The organism is Sphingopyxis sp. PET50, assembly GCF_025244705.1.
GTDB lineage: Bacteria > Pseudomonadota > Alphaproteobacteria > Sphingomonadales > Sphingomonadaceae > Sphingopyxis.
This window is the reverse complement of the sequence record NZ_CP104207.1, coordinates 1865643-1882397: the sequence shown is the minus strand read 5'-3', so window position 1 is coordinate 1882397 and position 16755 is coordinate 1865643. Positions and strand designations below refer to the sequence as shown.

Below are 16755 nucleotides of genomic sequence, written 5' to 3'. Positions count from 1 at the left end.
GCCCTGCCCGCGAACCGGCGCGCGCCTTGTGCGACGCAGCAGGTCGGCGGGCAATAGGTGCATGATTCTATCCTGTCAACAGCCTATGACGTAATATTATTGCTATTTTGTTGATATTATCATTGTTTAGTGACTCGGCGTGCCGCGGCCAGTCCGCAGGCGGCTGGTGGCGGAACCAGGTAAATTGGCGCTTCGCATATTGGCGGGTCGCGGCCTGGGCGAGCGCCAGCGCCTCGGTGCGGTCGATCCGTCCCCGCAGATATTGCGCGATCTGGGGCACGCCGATGGCGCGCATCACGGGAAGGCCGGGGTCGAGATCGCGGGCGAGCAGCGCCTGGGCCTCTTCGATCGCGCCGCCGTCGAACATGGCGGCGAGGCGGGTATCGCAGCGCTCGCGCAGCCAGTCGCGCGGCGGGAGCAGAAGGAAGGGGGTGAGGGCGATGGCGTCCGCGATGCCGCCCTCGCGTGCGGCCTGCCAGTCGGCGAGCGGGCGGCCGGTCGATCGCACCACTTCGAGCGCGCGGGCGACGCGCGTGGTGTCGGCGGGGTTCAGGCGCTGCGCGGCGGCGGGGTCGGCGGCGGCGAGCGCGGCATAAGCGTCGGCGACCGCCATCGCGCGCACGGACTTGCGGACTTGCGGATCGATTTCGGGCACCGGCGCGATGCCGAAGAGCAAAGTGCGCAGGTACAGGCCGGTGCCGCCGGTGAGGATGGGCACTTTCCCCGCCGCATGAGCGTCGCGGATCGCCGCGCGCGCTTCACCGGACCAGCGCGCGGCGTTATGCGCCTCGGCGCCGTCGACATGGCCGAAGAGGCGGTGCGGGATTCCCGCCATGTCCTCCGCGGCCGGACGCGCCGAGAGAATGGCGAGGTCGGCATAGACCTGGCTGGCGTCGGCGTTGACGACGATGCCGTTGCCGAGCGCCCCGGCGAGCGCCACCGCCAATGCGCTCTTGCCGCTGGCGGTAGGTCCGGCGATAAGCGCGACGGGCGGCTTCGCGGCCGGAGAGAGTGAAGGAGATGCCATGTTCGTAGCCACGCTGATAGCAGCCGGAAAGCTGACCGACGAGGTGGTTCGCGAGGGCATCGACCGGCTCGACGCGACGGGGCACGACGTCGGCGCGCCGCACTGGCTCGACGTCGGGGACGCCGCCGACATCGTGTTCCAGGGCAGCCTGGTCAGCGCGCGCGCCGAACTGGCGAAGATGGACCATGGCGCGCTCGACATCGTCGTGCAGCCGCTGGGCGACCGGACCAAGAAACTGATCGTCGCCGACATGGATTCGACGATGATCACGGTCGAATGCATCGACGAACTCGCCGACTATGCGGGGCTCAAGCCGCAGATCGCCGAGATCACCGCGCGCGCGATGCGCGGCGAGCTCGATTTCCGCGCGGCGCTGTTCGAGCGTGTCGGGCTGCTCGGCGGCATGGCCGAGAGCGTGCTCGCCGAATGCCGGATCGAGCGCGTGCGGCTGACCCGCGGCGCGCGCACGCTGGTGCAGACGATGAAGGCGCACGGGGCCTGGTCGGTGCTGGTGTCGGGGGGCTTCACCGCCTTTGCCGACCCGGTGGGCGAGGCGATCGGCTTCGACAGGGTGGTCGCCAATCATCTGGAGATTGCGGGCGGCAAATTGTCGGGCGGCGTGCGCGAGCCGATCGTCGACAGCGCCGGCAAGCTGGAGGCGCTGAAGGCCGAGGCGGCGAAACGCGGCCTGCCGCTCGCCGAGACGCTGGCGGTGGGCGACGGCGCGAACGACATCCCGATGCTGACCGCGGCGGGGCTGGGGATCGGCTATTATCCCCACGCGGCGGCCGGCGAGGCGGCCGATGCGGTGATCCGGCACCATGATCTGACCGCGCTCCTGTGGGCGCAGGGCTATCCGCGGCGGAGCTGGGTGCTGGGGTAGAGGATAGAACGCGACCTTGGTTCTCCCCTCCCTTCCAGGGAGGGGCTGGGGGTGGGTTGCCGCCGAAGGCGGCGTTCTGTCTTTCGGCTCGCTTCGCTCGCACCCACCCCTAACCCCTCCCTGGAAGGGAGGGGAATGACTGCAATCCACCCCGAACCAGCCATGAAAAGCGGATCAAGCCGGGAGTGACGAACGGGCGCGGTCGGCGTAGACACCGCGGCATGACCAAGCATCGCATCTATTCGATCAGCGTCGCGAGCGTGTACCCGCACTATATCACCAAGGCGGAAAAGAAGGGGCGGACCAAGGCCGAGGTCGACGAGATTTTCCGCTGGCTGACCGGATACAGCCAGAAGGCGCTGGAGGCCGAACTGGCGAAGGGCACCAATTTCGAGGATTTCTTCGCGAAGGCTCCGGCGCTCCATCCCGCGCGCTCGCTGATCACCGGGGTGATTTGCGGCATCCGGGTCGAAAATATCGAAGAGCCGCTGATGCGCGAACTGCGCTATCTCGACAAGCTGATCGACGAACTCGCCAGGGGCAGGAAGATGGAGAAGATATTGCGCGGCTGAGGGCGGATGCCGGGCGATACCGGCATCCGCCTCTTCCGAATGGCTCAATCCTCGATCGGCGCGGCGCCGACTGCGGCGAAGCCGGTGCCCGCGAGGCGTTTCAGCGCGGCGGCATATCGGGCGGTGTCGAGATAGGGGTGGAGGCTGACGATCTTGCCCCAGCGCAGGCGGATGATGTGGACGCCGTCGTTGACATAGCTGGTGTCGCCGTCGGCCATCACCGCGCGGTCGCGCCATTCGATCACCGCGGTCGTATCCCACGGCCAGCCGCTCGACGCGATATGCTTGATCTCGAACTTCAGCACCGGATGGACGCTGAACAGGCGCTGGAACCAGGCTCGCAGGCCTGCCTTGGTATGGCGCGTGCCGCCAAGCGCATGGTCGCCGGGAAAGATATGCTCGAAACGGTCGGCCATCCCGGCGAGCGCCGATTCCCAGTCGCCGCGGCTGAGGCCGACGAAGATCCTGCGGACATTGTGGCGGACGATGAAGTGGTACATGAGGGGGACTCCTGTTGGTGTTGACGATGTTAACATGGGATTTATGTTTACGATGTCAACTCCAAGGGAGAGGCTATTTTTGGCGAGGCATGCGGATGGTGGTTCCGGGCGAACATGATGTCGTCCCCGCGAAGGCGGGGGCGGCACCGGTTTACGCCGCGACGCCCGGATAGGTCGATGGCGGCCCCCGCCTTCGCGGGGGCGACGGATTGGCGAAATGTTGGTTCCCCGCTCCAGACCCGCCATGGGCGGCCGGGCGGTGCCTATCGGCTGCTCATCACCACGCAGGGCTGGCTTGCCGACCCGACGGTCGCGCAGAATTTGTCGGCGTCGGCCTTGCTCGCGAAATTGCCGGCCTGCAGGCGGGTGAGCTTGCCGCTCTTGACCAGATAGGGCTGACGGTTCGCGAGGCCGGGATATTTCCTTTCCAGCGCGAGCCACAGATTGCGGGCGTTGCCCTCCTGCGCGAAGGCGCCGAGCTGCGCGCGCCAATTGTCGGCGGCGGTCGGCGCGGCAGCAGCGGCGGGCGGCGCGGATTGCGGCTGGGGCGGCGCGGCCTTGACCGGCGCGAGTGCGGGCTTCGGCGGCGCGGCGGGGGACAGGTCGCCCTTTTCGGGTGGCGCGGCATAGCTGGTGCCGGGTTCGCCGGGCGCCGGGGCCGCAGCGGCGATTTCCACCGGCTTGACCGGCTGCGGCGCCGGGCGGAGCGGCTGCGAGACGATGGCGACGGCGGCGTCCTTGCTGGCTTCGGTCGCAGCGGCGGCGGCATCGGCGGCGCGGGGAGACGCGGGCGGGCTCTGGATCACCGGCGGCGGGGTGTAGCTGGTGCCGGGGACCGAGGCGGGCAGGCTGGCGGTCTTGACCGGCGAGGGCGCGGGCGCGGGCGGCGGAGGGGCGGCGGCGTTCACGGCGGCGAGGCGTTCGCGCTGCTCCGACTTCTCCATCTCGGGGATCAGTGCGAGCCCGGCCTGACGCTGTTCGAGGGGGATCAGGCTGTCGAGCTGGGCGAGGCGCGCCGAGGCGATGCCGAGCCCGGCATCGCTCGCGCGCTTGGTCAGCGCATAGGCGCGCGGCCAGTCCTGCGCCGCGAGGTCGCCGTTGAACATCGCGGTGCCGAGGACATATTGCGCGCGCGGTTCGCCGCGCGCCGCCGAACGGGTGATGAAGGGCATCGCCTCGTTGCGGCGGTTGGCGGTAAAGAGGACGAGGCCGAGATTATCCTCCGCCTGAAGATGGCCCTGCTTCGCGGCGCGGCGGTACCAGGTCTCCGCCTGCGCGAGATCGGCGGGCACGCCGCGGCCGAGCTTGTACGCCTGGCCGAGGTTGAACTGCGCATCGGGATCGCCGGCGAGCGCGAGCGGGCGCCAGATCGACACCGCCTGCTGCGGATTGCCCGCTTCCCATAGATCGACGCCGTCCTTGACGGTCGGCGCCGCGGCGGCGGCGGCCTTGCCGGCGGCGGGCGCCGCGATCGCGGGCGCGGCCGCCAGCAGCGGCAGGCTCAGCAACAGGGCGGTGCGATAAATGCGCATGACAATCTCCACTGACGTGCGGGCGTCCAGAGCCGCGAGGCCCGGGCGCTAGCAGTCCCCGGACCTTTGCTATGCGGTAATGGCTAACACGGCGTTAGCGACGCGTCGACCGATCCGATTCTGATCCGATATGGCACAAATTTGTCTTAAGCCCCGGTTTACCATGTCGTCCAACGAAGCGTTCACGCTCTTTTTCACATCGTTAACCCAATCTTAGGCCCCCGCGTGGTATCCCGCCCCCAATTCGTTGCCACATTCAGGGGGACAACTGTGCGCGTTTTGGCATTGGCTTCACAAAAGGGCGGATCGGGGAAGACCACCCTGTCGGGGCACCTCGCCGTGCAGGCCCAGCTTGCGGGCGCCGGCCCGGTCGTGCTGATCGACATCGACCCGCAGGGCTCGCTCGCCGACTGGTGGAACGAGCGCGAAACCGACCTGCCGGCCTTTGCCCAGACCACCGTCGCGCGGCTCGCCTCCGACCTCGAAATCCTGCGCCAGCAGGGCTTCAAGCTGGCCGTCATCGACACGCCGCCCGCGATCACCATGGCGATCCAGAGCGTGATTTCGGTCGCCGAACTGATCGTCGTGCCGACGCGTCCCAGCCCACACGACCTGCGCGCCGTCGGCGCCACCGTCGACCTGTGCGAACGCGCGGGCAAGCCGCTGGTGTTCGTCGTCAACGGCGCCACCCCGAAAGCCAAGATCACCAGCGAGGCCGCGGTCGCGCTGTCGCAGCACGGCACCGTCGCGCCGATCACGCTGCACCACCGCACCGACTATGCCGCGTCGATGATCGACGGCCGCACGGTGATGGAGGTCGACCCCAACGGCCGCTCGGCCGAGGAAATCCGTCAGCTGTGGACCTATATGAACGACCGGCTGGAAAAGAATTTCCGCCGCACCGTCTTTTCCGCCCCGATGCCCGCGCAGGCCGGTTACGGCGCCGTCCGCCCGATGGGCGGCGGTTTCGGCCGCCGCATCGCCGGTCAGTGAGGGAGGTGGTGGCCATGGGCGAACCCAAACCCCTCGCATCGTTGAGCGCCGGCCTGCTCGCCCGCAAGGGCGCCGCCCGCCCCGCGATGCGCCGCCAGCCGCTCGGCAGCGGCCCGGTCCCCGTCAACACGGTCGGCTACGACGACCTCGGCTGGAACGACATGGGCTATGACGTCGATCCGGTGCAGTCGAGCGAACCCGCGCATCTGGTCGATCTGAAGCCCTTGCTCAGCGGATCGGTGCCCGAGCATAATATCGAGGCCGAACAGGCGGTCGAAGAGAGCGCCGACCACGACGTCGTCGAGGATTGGCTGGGCGAGAGCGAAGCCGCCGAGGATTTCGCACCCGCGCCCGCGCCGGCCGTTCCCGAAATCGTGCGCCAGCAGGAATCGCTGAGCGACCGCGTCGCCGCCGTGGCGCGCAAGGTCGAGGCGCGTCCCGCCGAACCGAAGGCGCCGCGCGCGCCGCGGGCCCGCGAAAAGGCGGCGTTCACGCTCCGCCTCGACGCCGAACGGCATCTGCGGCTGCGGCTGGCGAGCGCGGTCACCAACCGCTCTTCGCAGGTCATCCTGACCGATTTGCTCGACGAATTTCTCGCGACGCTGCCCGAAATCGACGCGATGGCGAGCCGCCTGCCGGCGGCGCGCGCGCCGCGCCGGACGATGCAGTCCAAGGGATAAGGGGGGACCTGTCATGAAACGCAATCTGCTGATGAAGCTGGCCGTGTCGGGCTTCGTGCTCGGCCTCACGACCTCGGGGTGCAGCATGAGCAAGATGGCGAACGCGCCGTCGAACACGCTCGGCAAGCCCGAAACCGCGGTCAAATCGGCGAGCCTCGCGCGCACCGCGCTCGAAGCCGGCAAGACGAGCAAGGCGGTCGGCCTCGCCGAAGCCGCGGTCGCCGCCAGCCCGCGCGACGGCGCCTATCGCGCGCTGCTCGGCCAGGCCTATCTCAGCGACGGGCGCTTCGCCTCTGCCGCGGCGGCCTTGACCGAAGCGATGGAATTGGGGGTCACCGACACGAACACCGTGCTCGCGCTGACGCTGGCGCATATCGCGCAGAACAGGACGAGCGACGCGCTCGCGCTGCTCAACGCGCATCGCGACACGCTGCCTGCGCCCGACACCGGGCTCGCGCTGGCGCTGGCGGGCGATGTCGAATCGGCGATCTATGTGCTGACCGAAGCGGCGCGCGTCGAGGGTGCCTCGGCGCGGACGCGGCAGAATCTGGCGCTCGCCTATGCGCTGTCGGGCCGCTGGGCGCAGGCGCGCATCCTGGCGTCGCAGGACCTGTCGCTCGCCAAGCTCGAGGGGCGCATGGCCGAATGGTCGGCACTCGCCAATGAGGAAAATTCGGCGGTCCGGGTCGCGAGCCTGATCGGCGTCAAGGCGCAGGCCGATGCCGGCATGCCGGTGCGTCTGGCGCTCGCCAATTTCGCCGACACGCAAATGGCCGCGGCGGACGCGCCGATGGAACTCGCCAGCGCCGATCCGGCGCCGGTCGATGCCTTCGCGCCCGCGCCGCCGGCTGCTGGACGCCTCGGCGATCCGCGCGGTCGAACTGCCGATGCCGCAGCGCGACGCCAATGGCGTGGTGCCCGTCACCGAGCTGCCGGCGCCCGCCGCGCCGGTGATCCTGGCCGAAACCACGCCCTATCGCGCCGCGCCGCGCGTCGCGGGCGAGGCCGCCAAGCCCGCCGCGGTTCGCGAAGAGGCGCGCGCGCTGGCCGCGACATTCGCGCCGCAGGTCGCCGCCTTCGATCTGAAGAAGCCTTCGGGCTGGGCGGTGCAGCTCGGCGCCTATGACACGCTGGGCATCGCCAAGGAGAAGTGGGGCACGCTGAAGCGCGGAAACACGCTGCTGGCGAGCTTCCCCGCGTCGAGCCATTCGGCGACGGTGAAGGGCAAGACCTTCTATCGCCTGACCGTCAACGGCCTGAAGACGCGCGCCGATGCCGAGAAATTGTGCGGCCAGTTGCGCGCCAAGGGTCAGAGCTGCTTCACCCGCCAGATGGCGGGCAACGAGAGCATCCAGTGGGCGGCCAAGGGGACGCCGGTCCGGGTCGCATCGCGCTGACAGCATCGCCCGTTTCGGGAGAGAGAAACGAGGGGGCGTGGCCGCGAGGCCGCGCCCCTTTCGCATGGCCGGGGTGATTTCGCGCGGCGGCGGCGGAAGGAACCTAGCGGGGGCGGCGCGAGCGGTCGAAGGACCAGCTCTTCAACGCCAGGACCAGCCCGCCGATGGCGAGAATCGTCCCCGCGACGGCGAGAAACAGGGGAATGTTGTCGAGCTCGTCGTTCCGGTCGGCGAGCAGGAAACCCGTTCCGGCGAGCGCGGCGCAAATCGCCGCCCCGATCAGCCCGATGCGGATACGCAGCTTCCAGAAGCCCGGATTCACGATCACCTCGTTGCGCAGAACCGCCTGGAAGTGACCGGCCACCTTTTCGGCCTGTATCGCGGCATTCGACGCCACCGGCACACGCAACACCGAATGGATGCGGAAAACCCGGAAGACCGACAGATTGGTCGCTGTGGTCGTCACCATGGCGAATTCGAGCATCGGCGGTTCCGATCGGATGATCGCGGCGTCGCCGAAGCGATTGAGTCCGGTACTGGCGAGGCCGAAGTAGCGATCGCCGATCAACACCCCGTCGCGCGAAAAGAGCACCGCGACTCCCTCCGGCGGCACGGCTTTCAGGGCGCGATAGTCGTTGGCTTCTCCCCGTTTGGCAAAATTCCCGTCGATCTCGCGAAAGAGATCGTAATCGGCGGGCGTCACGGTCCAGCCGCTGAACCGCGTCCGGCCGCTGCGCAGATTTTCGACGATGCGATAGCCCCAGAAGAAGTTCAGCGAGAATATCGCGCTGATGATGAGCAGGAAAAGCCCGGCCCCGATCCGGAGCGCCGTGCTCCCCGTCTCATGGCCCAGCGCCGCCATGTCGCGCACGCCGGTCCAGATCGCGATCGCGCTTGCCACGGCAACGGCCAGGCAGACCAGCGCGTTGCGCCCCGGATTTCTCGCCCCTCGACTCTGCATACCGGCCCTCCATCGACGCCCGTGACGAATTGGACACCGATCGGACGGAAGCTGACAAGCGAAATTTCGGACAATGCCGCCTTTCGCCGGCGGGAGCGGACGCCGCCGATGCGGCCGCGCTACCCCTCCGCCGGGACGGGAAGCCGCGCGAGGAGGGCGATGAGCTGGGCCTGGCTGGCCGCGCCGGTCTTGCGGAAAACGCCCTTGAGCAGGAAGCGCACCGCGTTCAGGCTGATCGCGCGCTGTGCGGCATAATGCTGCAGCGTCGTGCCCGAATTGAGCGCCACCGCCAACTGCGCTTCGGCGGGGGTCAGGCCGAACCATTGCGCAACGCGGTCGATCTCGACCACCGGGGTTTCGCCCGGCGCGCTGCCGAGCGTCACGATCAGCGACGCGCCGAGCTGGATGCCGCCGATCTGCGGCGCGGTCTGACGCGGAATGCGCGCCGCGAGCACCGGGCATTCGACCCCTGCGTCGTTCACCGTCTGAAAGGCGAGGCTGGCCGGGGTCGCCCCGTGCGCAAGCTCCTGCAGCTTCCTGTGGCTCGCGGGGTGGGTAAAGGCCAGGCGGCCGTCCGCGAGCCGCACGAAGCCCGCCCGCTCATAGCGTTCGGCGCGCGTGTTGGCGGCGAGAATATTGAGTTGATCGTCGAGGCTGAAGATCGCGAAGGGGGCGGCGTCGGCGGCGCTGCGCGCGGCCCCCGCGGCGAGTTCGAGCGAGGCGATGCGGTCGCTGATCCGCATCGCGCGCTGGATATGCGGGGCGAGGACGCGCAGCCCGCGCTTCAGGCTTTCGGCGTCGCGGTCGCCGGGGCCGGGCATCATCATCCCCAGCCGCTCGCCGCCGCGGCGGTCGAGCAGCACCCCGATCAGGCGGTCGATGCCATAAGGTTTCAGGAAATTGCGGAAAAATTCGCTCTCGTAAAATTCCTCGCGCGTCATGATGTCATAGCTGTCGACGACGCTGCCGTTCGAATAGCGCATGAATTTTCGCGACCAGGGGTGGCTGCCGGCATAGACGGCGGTGTAGATTTCCTGAATGCCCGCGGCGAGGCCCGAGGCGGCGACGAAACGCGCGCGCGGCGGATGGTTGCTTTCCCAGAGGATGAAGGCCGATTCCCAGCGCAGCGGAGCGAGCGTGCCGGTGATCCGCGCCAGCGTTTCGTTCCAGCGTTCGGGGTGCAGCACCGAATCATAGATTTCTCCGATCAGCGCGTTGAGGATTTCCCATTCGGCGGCGGCATTGCGGCTGGACGGTGCAATCGGAACCTGATCGTTCGGCATCGGTGTCCCCGGACGGCGAGAGCGGTGGGCGCGGTCGTCTGACGGGGAATATCCCCTTTTTTCAATCTATAATGACATAGTGCAAAAAAGACATCGTTCCTACCCATATGGGTAGCGCGCGCGGGGGTCAAATCGGCCATGTCATGGGGGCGACCCAAGCACAGGATGGTCCGAAAGGGCCATCCTGTTTTTCTTGAAGCCCGCCGGTGTGCCGACGGGCTTCTTTTTTTGGGGCAGGGGTGAGGCCGGTTTCGGGCGGTGGCGGAAGTAAAGCCCCTCCCCTTCAGGGGAGGGGGTTGGGGTGGGGTCCATCGGCCTTGCGCAAGGCCGATGGACCCCACCCGCTGCGACTAGGCAGCAAGCTGCCAAGTCTCGCTGCCCTCCCCTGAAGGGGAGGGCGTGGCGTTTATCCGAACATCCGCTTTCCACCCCAAAGCCGCCGCTCACCGAATCCGCAGCCCGCCCTTCCACATTGCGGTGGCGCGGCCCTGGACCGGCATGCCGTCGAAGGGTGTGTTTCCGGCCCAGGCGGCCATTTTCTTGGCGTCGACCTGCCAGGGCGTGCCCTCGTCGATCAGGATGAGGTCGGCCTCCAGCCCCGCGTCGAGGCGGCCTAGCCGGAAGGCCGAGCAGCCGTGCCGGGGTCGCGGCGAGCAAATCGAACAGGCGCGCCGCGCTGACATGGCCGTCGCGGACGAGTTGCAGCCCCATCGCGAGCAAGGTCTCGGCGCCCGCCATGCCGGGCAGCGCCTCGGCAAAGGGCAGGCGCTTGTCCTCGGGGCCGCGCGGGTCGTGGCCCGAGGCGAGGACGTCGATCGTGCCGTCGGCGACGGCGGCAAGGCACGCCTTGCGGTCGTCCTCGCCGCGCAGCGGCGGCGACAGGCGCGCGAAAGTCCGGAAATCGCCGATCGCGTTGTCCGACAGGAACAGATGCGCGGGCGTGATGCCGCAGGTGACGGGCAGGCCCCTGGCCTTGGCGGCACGGATCAGATCGAGCCCGCGCGCGGTGGTCACCTGCCGGAAATGGATCGCGGCGCCGCTTTCCTCGACGAGCGCGAGGTCGCGCGCGATCGCCATCGCCTCGGCGATCGCAGGCGCTGACGCGAGGCCGAGCCGCGTCGCCATCTCGCCGTCGGTCGCGACCGCGCCGGCGGTGAGCCCCTCGTCCTCGGCGTGGACGATCGTCACGAGGCCGAGCGAGGCGGCGTAGGCCAGCACCCGGCGCATCACGCCCGCGTCGGCGATGCGCGACCGGCCGGTGGCGACGGCGCGCGCGCCCGCCTGTTTCATCAGGCCGATTTCGGCGAGCTCGCGGCCCGCAAGCCCCTTGGTCGCGGCGGCGAGCGGGTGGACCCACAGGTCGGGCTTGCCGCCCTTCGCGGCGCGCTCGACGAGACCGGGGTTATCGAGCGGGCCGCCGTCGGGCATCAATGCCGCGCGGGTGATGCCGCCGAAGTGGAACGCGGGCTTGTCGGTCGCGAAGACGCCGAGGTCGACGATGCCGGGGGCGAGCCACTGGCCGTGCGCGTCAACCGTTTCGGCGCCGTCGGGGATTTGCTGCGGGTTGAGCGCGGCGATGCGGCCCCCCGCGACGAGCAGGCTGGCGGTCTCGCCGCCGAGCAGGCGGGCATTGGCGATGAGGAGCGGGCTCAGTTCCATCCCGGTACTCCCCGCTTGCGGCGCGTCAGGATATCGAGGCACGCCATGCGCACCGCGACCCCCATTTCGACCTGCTCGGTGATCGTCGAGCGGGTGGGGTGGTCGGCGACGCTGCTGTCGATCTCGACCCCGCGGTTCATCGGTCCCGGATGCATGACGATCGCGCCGGGCTTGGCCCGTTCGAAGCGTTGCGGTGTGAGGCCGTAGAGGGCGTGATATTCGCGTGCGCTTGGCAGATAGGCGCCGTCCATGCGCTCGTTCTGGAGGCGGAGCATCATCACGACGTCGGCGTCCTTCAGCCCCTCGTCCATGTCGGTGAAGCTCGTGACATGCATCCGCTCGATCGCGGGCGGCGTGAGCGTCGGCGGCGCGACGACGCGCACCTCGTTGCCGAGCAGGGTGAGCGCGAGGATGTTCGAGCGCGCGACGCGGCTGTGCAGCACGTCGCCGCAGATCGCGATGGTCAGTCCCTCGACCTTGCCGAGGCGGCGGCGGATGGTCAGCGCGTCGAGCAAGGCTTGGGTCGGATGCTCGTGGCGGCCGTCGCCCGCGTTGAGCACGGGGCAGTCGACCTTGTCGGCGATGAGCCCCACCGCGCCCGAGCTGTGATGGCGGATGACGATCGCGTCGGCGCGCATCGCATTGAGCGTCATCGCGGTGTCGATCAGCGTCTCGCCCTTCTTCACGCTCGACTGGGCGGCGTGCATGTTGACGACGTCGGCGCCGAGGCGCTTGCCCGCGATCTCGAAGGAGAGAAGCGTGCGCGTCGAATTTTCGAAAAAGGCGTTGATGATCGTCAGGCTCGGCGAGCCGGTCGTCATGCTTGGTCGCGCCGCCGCGGTTGAGATCGACCCATTGCTCGGCGGCGTCGAGGACGTAGCTAATCTCCCACGGAGTGAGCTGGGCGATACCGATCAGGTGGCGATGGCGAAAGGCATCGCCGCCGGGCGGATAGTCGCTGGCGGGCCGGGTGGTTGCGCTTGTCATTAAAGCCGAGCGTTTAGGAGGGGGTCGCGATTCGGGCAAGCAGATCCTCCCCCAACGGGGGAGGGGGACCACCCGAAGGGTGGTGGAGGGGCACGGGCCGCCTCGCGCTACCGGTTCAGGACGGGAAACACCGCCTGTACCCCTCCACCATGCTTCGCATGGTCCCCCTCCCCGTGCCGGGGAGGATCAGCGCACCATCGCGTCGATCGCGCCCTGCAGGATGAAGGCGGCGGCGGCGCTGTCGACGCGTGTCGCGCGTTTGGCGCGGCTGACGTCGGCGGCGATCATCGCGCGTTCGACGGCGGCGGTCGACCAGCGTTCGTCCCACAGCAGCAGCGGCAGGCCGAGCGGGGCGAGGTTGCGGGCGAAGGCGCGGGTGCTCTGCGTGCGCGGGCTGTCGCTGCCGTCCATGTTGAGCGGCAGGCCGACGACGAGGCCGACGATCGACTGCGCGGCGACCAAGCTCTTCAAGGCTTCGAGATCGAGAGAGAATTTCTTGCGGACGATGGTCTTGTCGGGGGTGGCGAAGGACCAGCCGGCGTCGCAGACCGCAACGCCGATCGTTTTGGTGCCGACATCAAGCCCCATCAGGCGCCCGCCGTTCGGCAGCGCGGCGGCGAAGTCGGGGGCGGCGGTGGCGATCATCGTCCGTCCTGTAATTCCAAACCTTCGTCATTGCGAGCGAAGCGAAGCAATCCAGGGCGGTTTACGCTCACTCTGGATTGCTTCGCTTCGCTCGCAATGACGAGCTTAGGATTTCGCCTTTTCGGCCGGTGCAGGCGCCTTCGGCGTCACCGGCTCCGGCTCCGCCGCCGGCGGTACCGGCGAGGGCTTGCCTTCGTAGGTCGCCAGCCGCAGCGCAGCACGTCGGCGCGGAGATTGGCCCAGAAGAGGGTGATGTCGAAGACATGGTAATTATTGCCCGGCAGGACGTAGCTCGGCGCATAATCCTTCGCGATGTCGGCCTTGCCGATCATCAGCAGGCCGCGTGTGTCGTCGCATGTCGCGCCGATCTTGCCCGCGACCAGCGCGCCGCCCTTGAAGCCGTCGATCGGCTTGAGCGTGCCGATATTGGCCTTCGCCTTCGCCGCGGTGTCGGGAATGCCGGTCAGCGGATTGGTGCAGAGCATCCGCGTGCCCGCCCGCGGACGGCCGTCGAAGCCGACGGTGCCGTCATAGGCGTCGAGCACCATCGACGGGTCGGCGGGCTCGGCGAAGCTCGCCCAGCTGATGATGCAGCCTTTCTGCTCGGGCGTCGCGCACGCGGGGAGGCCGAGGCCGGCGAGGTCGGTATCGACGCTGATCGGCCAGCCGATGACATAGGCCCCGACGATGCGCTTCGCGAGCGGGGTGCCCGCGATGCGGTTCTTGAGCAGGGTGGTGAGGTGGAGCGCGCCCTGGCTGTGGCCCGCGAGGATGATCGGCTTGTTCGCCGGGATGCCCTCGACGAAGGCGTCGAACGCCTGTTCGACGTCGCGATAGGCGGCGTCGATCGCCTTGCCCGCGGTGACGCGGTCCTCGGCGAGGAAGGCTCCCAAGGTGGCCTGCCGGTAGCGCGGCGCCCAGACCTCGCCGGCATCCCCGAAGGCGCTCGCCATGCCCTGCATGAACAGCGTCGCGCGATGGTTGGCGTCGCGGTCGTCGAGCGGCGCGTTCCAGCTCGACCGGCTGTAATAGCTGGTGGGGTGGACGAAGAAGATCGCGGCGTCGCCCTTTGGCGCCGTCGCTGCGGACAATCCCGCGCCCGTCGTCGCGGCGTTGGCGGGCGGAATCAGCTTGTCGCTCGCCGCTTTTGCGCTGTCGGGGGCGCGGCCATCGCCGCCGGTTTCGGGGGGGCGCCAGCCCGACGGGTCGTTTTCGAGCCCCGGGCGCGCGAACCACATCTTCGGATCGTCATAGGCATTGGGCGCCGCCGCCGTCTGTTCGACGAATTGGGTGCTGGGCACCAGCGCGGTGCGCGCGAACCAGCCGGGGGCGAACTGATAGGCCAGGCCGACACCCAGGAAGAGGAAGATGACGATGGCGATGAGGTAGAGGAATTTGCGGGCCATTGGGGCTCCATGGGGGGCGGTTCGGTGCGCTGTTTGGCTTGCGAGCGCGGCATAGACAAGCCCGGATGTGGGGTACGGCTGGCGCCGCCGCAAGCGGGACCGGGCTCGATTCGCCGCGATGGCGAATGTTTCGGCGGTTTCGCCGGGCGCCACCTTGAAGCAATCGGGTGAGGGTGCTAGCGGCGCAGCTTCTCCCGCAAAGGCAAGATGAATGGCGATAGATCAGGCAACGGTAAGGAAAATCGCGTCGCTGGCGCGCATCGCGATCAGCGATGCGGAGGCCGCCGCGATGGAAGGCGAACTGAACGGCATATTGGGCTGGGTCGAACAGCTCGGCGAGGTCGACGTGACAGGGGTCGAGCCGATGACCGCTGTGATCCCGAACAAGCTGCGGCTGCGCGACGATGTGATCGACGCCGACCCGCTGACCGGCGGCAACCGCCGCGACGATATTCTCGCCAATGCACCCGCGCCGCAGCACGGTTTCTTTGGTGTGCCGAAGGTGATCGAATGAGGACGGAACGGCATCATTCGATCATCCCGGACAGCGGCGTAGCCGCGACCGATCCGGGATCGAGAAACGAAAAATTGGGCGCTTCGCCGCCCTGGACCCCGGCCTTCGCCGGGGAACGGTGAAAAGACATGACTGATCTTACCAATCTAACGGTCGCGCAGATCCGCGACGGCCACCGCGCGGGCGATTTTTCGGCCGTCGAGGTCGCCGAGGCGTTCAGCGCCAATGTCGCGGGCGCGAAGGCGCTCAACGCGTTCATCGTCGAGACCCCCGAGCATGCGCTCGCGGCGGCGAAGCAGGCCGACGCCGACCGCGCCGCGGGGACGCTCAAACCGCTGTCGGGCGTGCCGATCGGGATGAAGGACCTGTTCGCGACCAACGGCGTCCAGACGACCGCGGCGAGCCATATGCTCGAAGGTTTCGTGCCGCGCTATGAGTCGACGGTTTCGCAGAAATTGTGGGACGCGGGCGCGGGGATGCTCGGCAAGCTGAACCTCGACCAGTTCGCGATGGGGTCGTCGAACGAGACGAGCTATTTCGGCAATGTCATTTCGCCGTGGCGGCGCAAGGACGGCGGCAATGCCGCGCTCGCGCCGGGCGGTTCGTCGGGCGGGTCGTCGTCGGCGATCGCGGCGCGGCTGTGCCCCGCGGCGACGGGGACCGACACCGGCGGCTCGATCCGCCAGCCCGCGGCCTTCACCGGCATTTCGGGGATCAAGCCGACCTATGGCCGCTGCTCGCGCTGGGGCATCGTGGCGTTCGCAAGCTCGCTCGATCAGGCGGGGCCGATGGCGCGCGACGTGCGCGACTGCGCGATCATGCTCGAAAATATGGCGGGCTTCGATCCGAAGGACGCGACGAGCCTCGACCTGCCGGTGCCCGATTGGGAAGCGGCTTTGTCGAGCGATCTCAAGGGCAAGACGGTCGGTATTCCCAAGGAATATCGGCTGGAGGGCATCGACCCCGACATCGACGCGATGTGGGAAGCGGGGATCGCGATGCTGAAGGATGCGGGGGCCGAGGTCGTCGAGATCAGCCTGCCGCACACCAAATATGCGCTGCCGGCCTATTATATCATCGCGCCCGCCGAAGCCTCGTCGAACCTCGCGCGTTATGACGGCGTGCGTTACGGTCTGCGCGACCTGCCCGACGGGGCCGGTTTGCAGGATATGTATGCCGCGACGCGCGCCGACGGCTTCGGGCCCGAGGTCAAGCGGCGGATCATGATCGGCACCTATGTGCTGTCGGCCGGATTTTATGATGCGTACTACACCCAGGCGCAGAAGGTGCGGACGCTGATTTCGCGTGATTTTACCGCCGCCTTTGAAAGCTGCGACGTGATCCTCGCGCCGACCGCGCCGTCGGCGGCATTTGGCCTCGGCGAAAAGACCGCCGATCCGCTGGCGATGTACCTCAACGACGTGTTCGCGGTGCCCGCGAGCCTTGCGGGTCTTCCCGCGATGTCGGTCCCCGCGGCGCTGAACCGCGAAGGGCTGCCGCTGGGACTGCAGATCATCGGCAGGGCTTTCGACGAGCAGGGCGTGTTGAATGCCGGGTTGGCGATCGAGGAACGCGCGGGGTTTACGGCGCGGGTGGAGAAGTGGTGGTAGTTTTTCTATCCCGTTTGCCCTGAGCTTGTCGAAGGGCCGTACTTTCTATCCGACGCTTGAAGAAGGACGGTCCTTCGACAAGCTCAGGACGAACGGAATTTAGGGT

General features: G+C 68.3%; 15 protein-coding genes and 2 pseudogenes. 8 read left to right on the top strand and 9 right to left on the bottom strand.

Annotated elements, in window-relative coordinates; genetic code table 11:
* Positions 1-67 precede the first annotated feature (67 nt).
* Positions 68-1027, bottom strand: coding sequence for a tRNA (adenosine(37)-N6)-dimethylallyltransferase MiaA (gene miaA, locus N0A20_RS09890; RefSeq protein WP_260583766.1), 960 nt, complete (start codon positions 1025-1027; stop codon positions 68-70).
* Here miaA and serB point away from each other — a divergent pair.
* On the top strand, positions 1026-1910 hold the full coding sequence (gene serB, locus N0A20_RS09885; protein ID WP_260583765.1) for a phosphoserine phosphatase SerB: 885 nt from the start codon (positions 1026-1028) through the stop codon (positions 1908-1910). The two genes, miaA and serB, sit on opposite strands and share 2 nt — an antisense overlap.
* Positions 1911-2131: 221 nt before the next feature.
* Positions 2132-2482: a DUF2200 domain-containing protein gene (locus tag N0A20_RS09880; RefSeq protein WP_260583764.1), complete on the top strand. Its 351-nt coding sequence runs from the start codon at positions 2132-2134 to the stop codon at positions 2480-2482.
* Between the two features lie 44 nt (positions 2483-2526).
* Here N0A20_RS09880 and N0A20_RS09875 read toward each other — a convergent pair whose 3' ends face one another.
* Positions 2527-2982 carry a nuclear transport factor 2 family protein gene (locus tag N0A20_RS09875; protein ID WP_260583763.1) on the bottom strand — a complete coding sequence of 152 codons (456 nt, stop codon included), beginning with the start codon at positions 2980-2982 and terminating at the stop codon, positions 2527-2529.
* 263 nt (positions 2983-3245) lie between these two features.
* A complete protein-coding gene (locus N0A20_RS20105; RefSeq protein ID WP_312846627.1) occupies positions 3246-4514 on the bottom strand; it encodes an SPOR domain-containing protein in 1269 nt (422 codons plus the stop codon).
* 270 nt (positions 4515-4784) lie between these two features.
* Between N0A20_RS20105 and N0A20_RS09855 the strand changes: the two genes are divergently transcribed.
* The 4 genes from N0A20_RS09855 to N0A20_RS09840 are packed head-to-tail and all read left to right on the top strand — an operon-like array spanning position 4785 to position 7584.
* Positions 4785-5507, top strand: a complete 723-nt coding sequence (locus tag N0A20_RS09855) for a ParA family protein (protein WP_260583762.1) — start codon at positions 4785-4787, stop codon at positions 5505-5507.
* A gap of 14 nt (positions 5508-5521) precedes the next feature.
* The gene (locus tag N0A20_RS09850) at positions 5522-6187 is read left to right on the top strand and encodes a hypothetical protein (RefSeq protein WP_260583761.1); all 666 of its coding nucleotides are present in this window, start codon (positions 5522-5524) and stop codon (positions 6185-6187) included.
* A 13-nt stretch (positions 6188-6200) separates the two neighbouring features.
* The gene (locus tag N0A20_RS09845; RefSeq protein ID WP_260583760.1) at positions 6201-7313 is read left to right on the top strand and encodes an SPOR domain-containing protein; all 1113 of its coding nucleotides are present in this window, start codon (positions 6201-6203) and stop codon (positions 7311-7313) included.
* Positions 7294-7584 carry an SPOR domain-containing protein gene (locus N0A20_RS09840; RefSeq protein WP_260583759.1) on the top strand — a complete coding sequence of 97 codons (291 nt, stop codon included), beginning with the start codon at positions 7294-7296 and terminating at the stop codon, positions 7582-7584. Before N0A20_RS09845 ends, N0A20_RS09840 begins: the two co-directional genes overlap by 20 nt.
* Positions 7585-7687: 103 nt before the next feature.
* On the opposite strand, the gene N0A20_RS09835 is transcribed toward N0A20_RS09840, so the two are convergent.
* The 6 genes and pseudogenes from N0A20_RS09835 to N0A20_RS09810 all read right to left on the bottom strand — a co-directional run bounded on the left by N0A20_RS09835 (position 7688) and on the right by N0A20_RS09810 (position 14525).
* Complete coding sequence (locus tag N0A20_RS09835) at positions 7688-8485, bottom strand: hypothetical protein (protein ID WP_260583757.1); 798 nt, start codon at positions 8483-8485, stop codon at positions 7688-7690.
* Between the two features lie 179 nt (positions 8486-8664).
* Positions 8665-9828: a helix-turn-helix transcriptional regulator gene (locus tag N0A20_RS09830; protein ID WP_260583756.1), complete on the bottom strand. Its 1164-nt coding sequence runs from the start codon at positions 9826-9828 to the stop codon at positions 8665-8667.
* Positions 9829-10271: 443 nt separating this feature from the next.
* Positions 10272-11487: pseudogene (locus N0A20_RS09825) on the bottom strand (dihydroorotase).
* Positions 11478-12474, bottom strand: a pseudogene (locus N0A20_RS09820) (aspartate carbamoyltransferase catalytic subunit). The pseudogenes N0A20_RS09825 and N0A20_RS09820 overlap by 10 nt, the downstream one beginning before the upstream one ends.
* A 186-nt stretch (positions 12475-12660) precedes the next feature.
* Positions 12661-13119, bottom strand: coding sequence for a Holliday junction resolvase RuvX (ruvX, locus tag N0A20_RS09815; RefSeq protein WP_260583755.1), 459 nt, complete (start codon positions 13117-13119; stop codon positions 12661-12663).
* 146 nt (positions 13120-13265) lie between these two features.
* Positions 13266-14525 carry a DUF3089 domain-containing protein gene (locus N0A20_RS09810; protein WP_260583753.1) on the bottom strand — a complete coding sequence of 420 codons (1260 nt, stop codon included), beginning with the start codon at positions 14523-14525 and terminating at the stop codon, positions 13266-13268.
* A gap of 211 nt (positions 14526-14736) precedes the next feature.
* Between N0A20_RS09810 and gatC the strand changes: the two genes are divergently transcribed.
* Together gatC and gatA are read left to right on the top strand one after the other, a co-directional pair.
* Complete coding sequence (gene gatC / locus N0A20_RS09805; RefSeq protein WP_260583751.1) at positions 14737-15039, top strand: Asp-tRNA(Asn)/Glu-tRNA(Gln) amidotransferase subunit GatC; 303 nt, start codon at positions 14737-14739, stop codon at positions 15037-15039.
* Positions 15040-15167: 128 nt separating this feature from the next.
* Entirely contained in the window at positions 15168-16649 is a 1482-nt protein-coding gene (gatA, locus tag N0A20_RS09800) for an Asp-tRNA(Asn)/Glu-tRNA(Gln) amidotransferase subunit GatA (RefSeq protein WP_260583750.1), read from the top strand.
* The last annotated feature ends 106 nt before the right edge of the window (positions 16650-16755 follow it).

What these genes read in the sequence shown, in the direction of transcription:
- serB (WP_260583765.1), top strand. Translation starts at nt 1,026, where the DNA reads ATGTTCGTAGCCACGCTGATAGCAGCCGGAAAGCTGACCGACGAGGTG.
- miaA (WP_260583766.1), bottom strand. Translation starts at nt 1,027, where the DNA reads ATGGCATCTCCTTCACTCTCTCCGGCCGCGAAGCCGCCCGTCGCGCTT.
- N0A20_RS09880 (WP_260583764.1), top strand. Translation starts at nt 2,132, where the DNA reads ATGACCAAGCATCGCATCTATTCGATCAGCGTCGCGAGCGTGTACCCG.
- N0A20_RS09875 (WP_260583763.1), bottom strand. Translation starts at nt 2,982, where the DNA reads ATGTACCACTTCATCGTCCGCCACAATGTCCGCAGGATCTTCGTCGGC.
- N0A20_RS20105 (WP_312846627.1), bottom strand. Translation starts at nt 4,514, where the DNA reads ATGCGCATTTATCGCACCGCCCTGTTGCTGAGCCTGCCGCTGCTGGCG.
- N0A20_RS09850 (WP_260583761.1), top strand. Translation starts at nt 5,522, where the DNA reads ATGGGCGAACCCAAACCCCTCGCATCGTTGAGCGCCGGCCTGCTCGCC.
- N0A20_RS09845 (WP_260583760.1), top strand. Translation starts at nt 6,201, where the DNA reads ATGAAACGCAATCTGCTGATGAAGCTGGCCGTGTCGGGCTTCGTGCTC.
- N0A20_RS09830 (WP_260583756.1), bottom strand. Translation starts at nt 9,828, where the DNA reads ATGCCGAACGATCAGGTTCCGATTGCACCGTCCAGCCGCAATGCCGCC.
- ruvX (WP_260583755.1), bottom strand. Translation starts at nt 13,119, where the DNA reads ATGATCGCCACCGCCGCCCCCGACTTCGCCGCCGCGCTGCCGAACGGC.
- N0A20_RS09810 (WP_260583753.1), bottom strand. Translation starts at nt 14,525, where the DNA reads ATGGCCCGCAAATTCCTCTACCTCATCGCCATCGTCATCTTCCTCTTC.
- gatC (WP_260583751.1), top strand. Translation starts at nt 14,737, where the DNA reads ATGGCGATAGATCAGGCAACGGTAAGGAAAATCGCGTCGCTGGCGCGC.
- gatA (WP_260583750.1), top strand. Translation starts at nt 15,168, where the DNA reads ATGACTGATCTTACCAATCTAACGGTCGCGCAGATCCGCGACGGCCAC.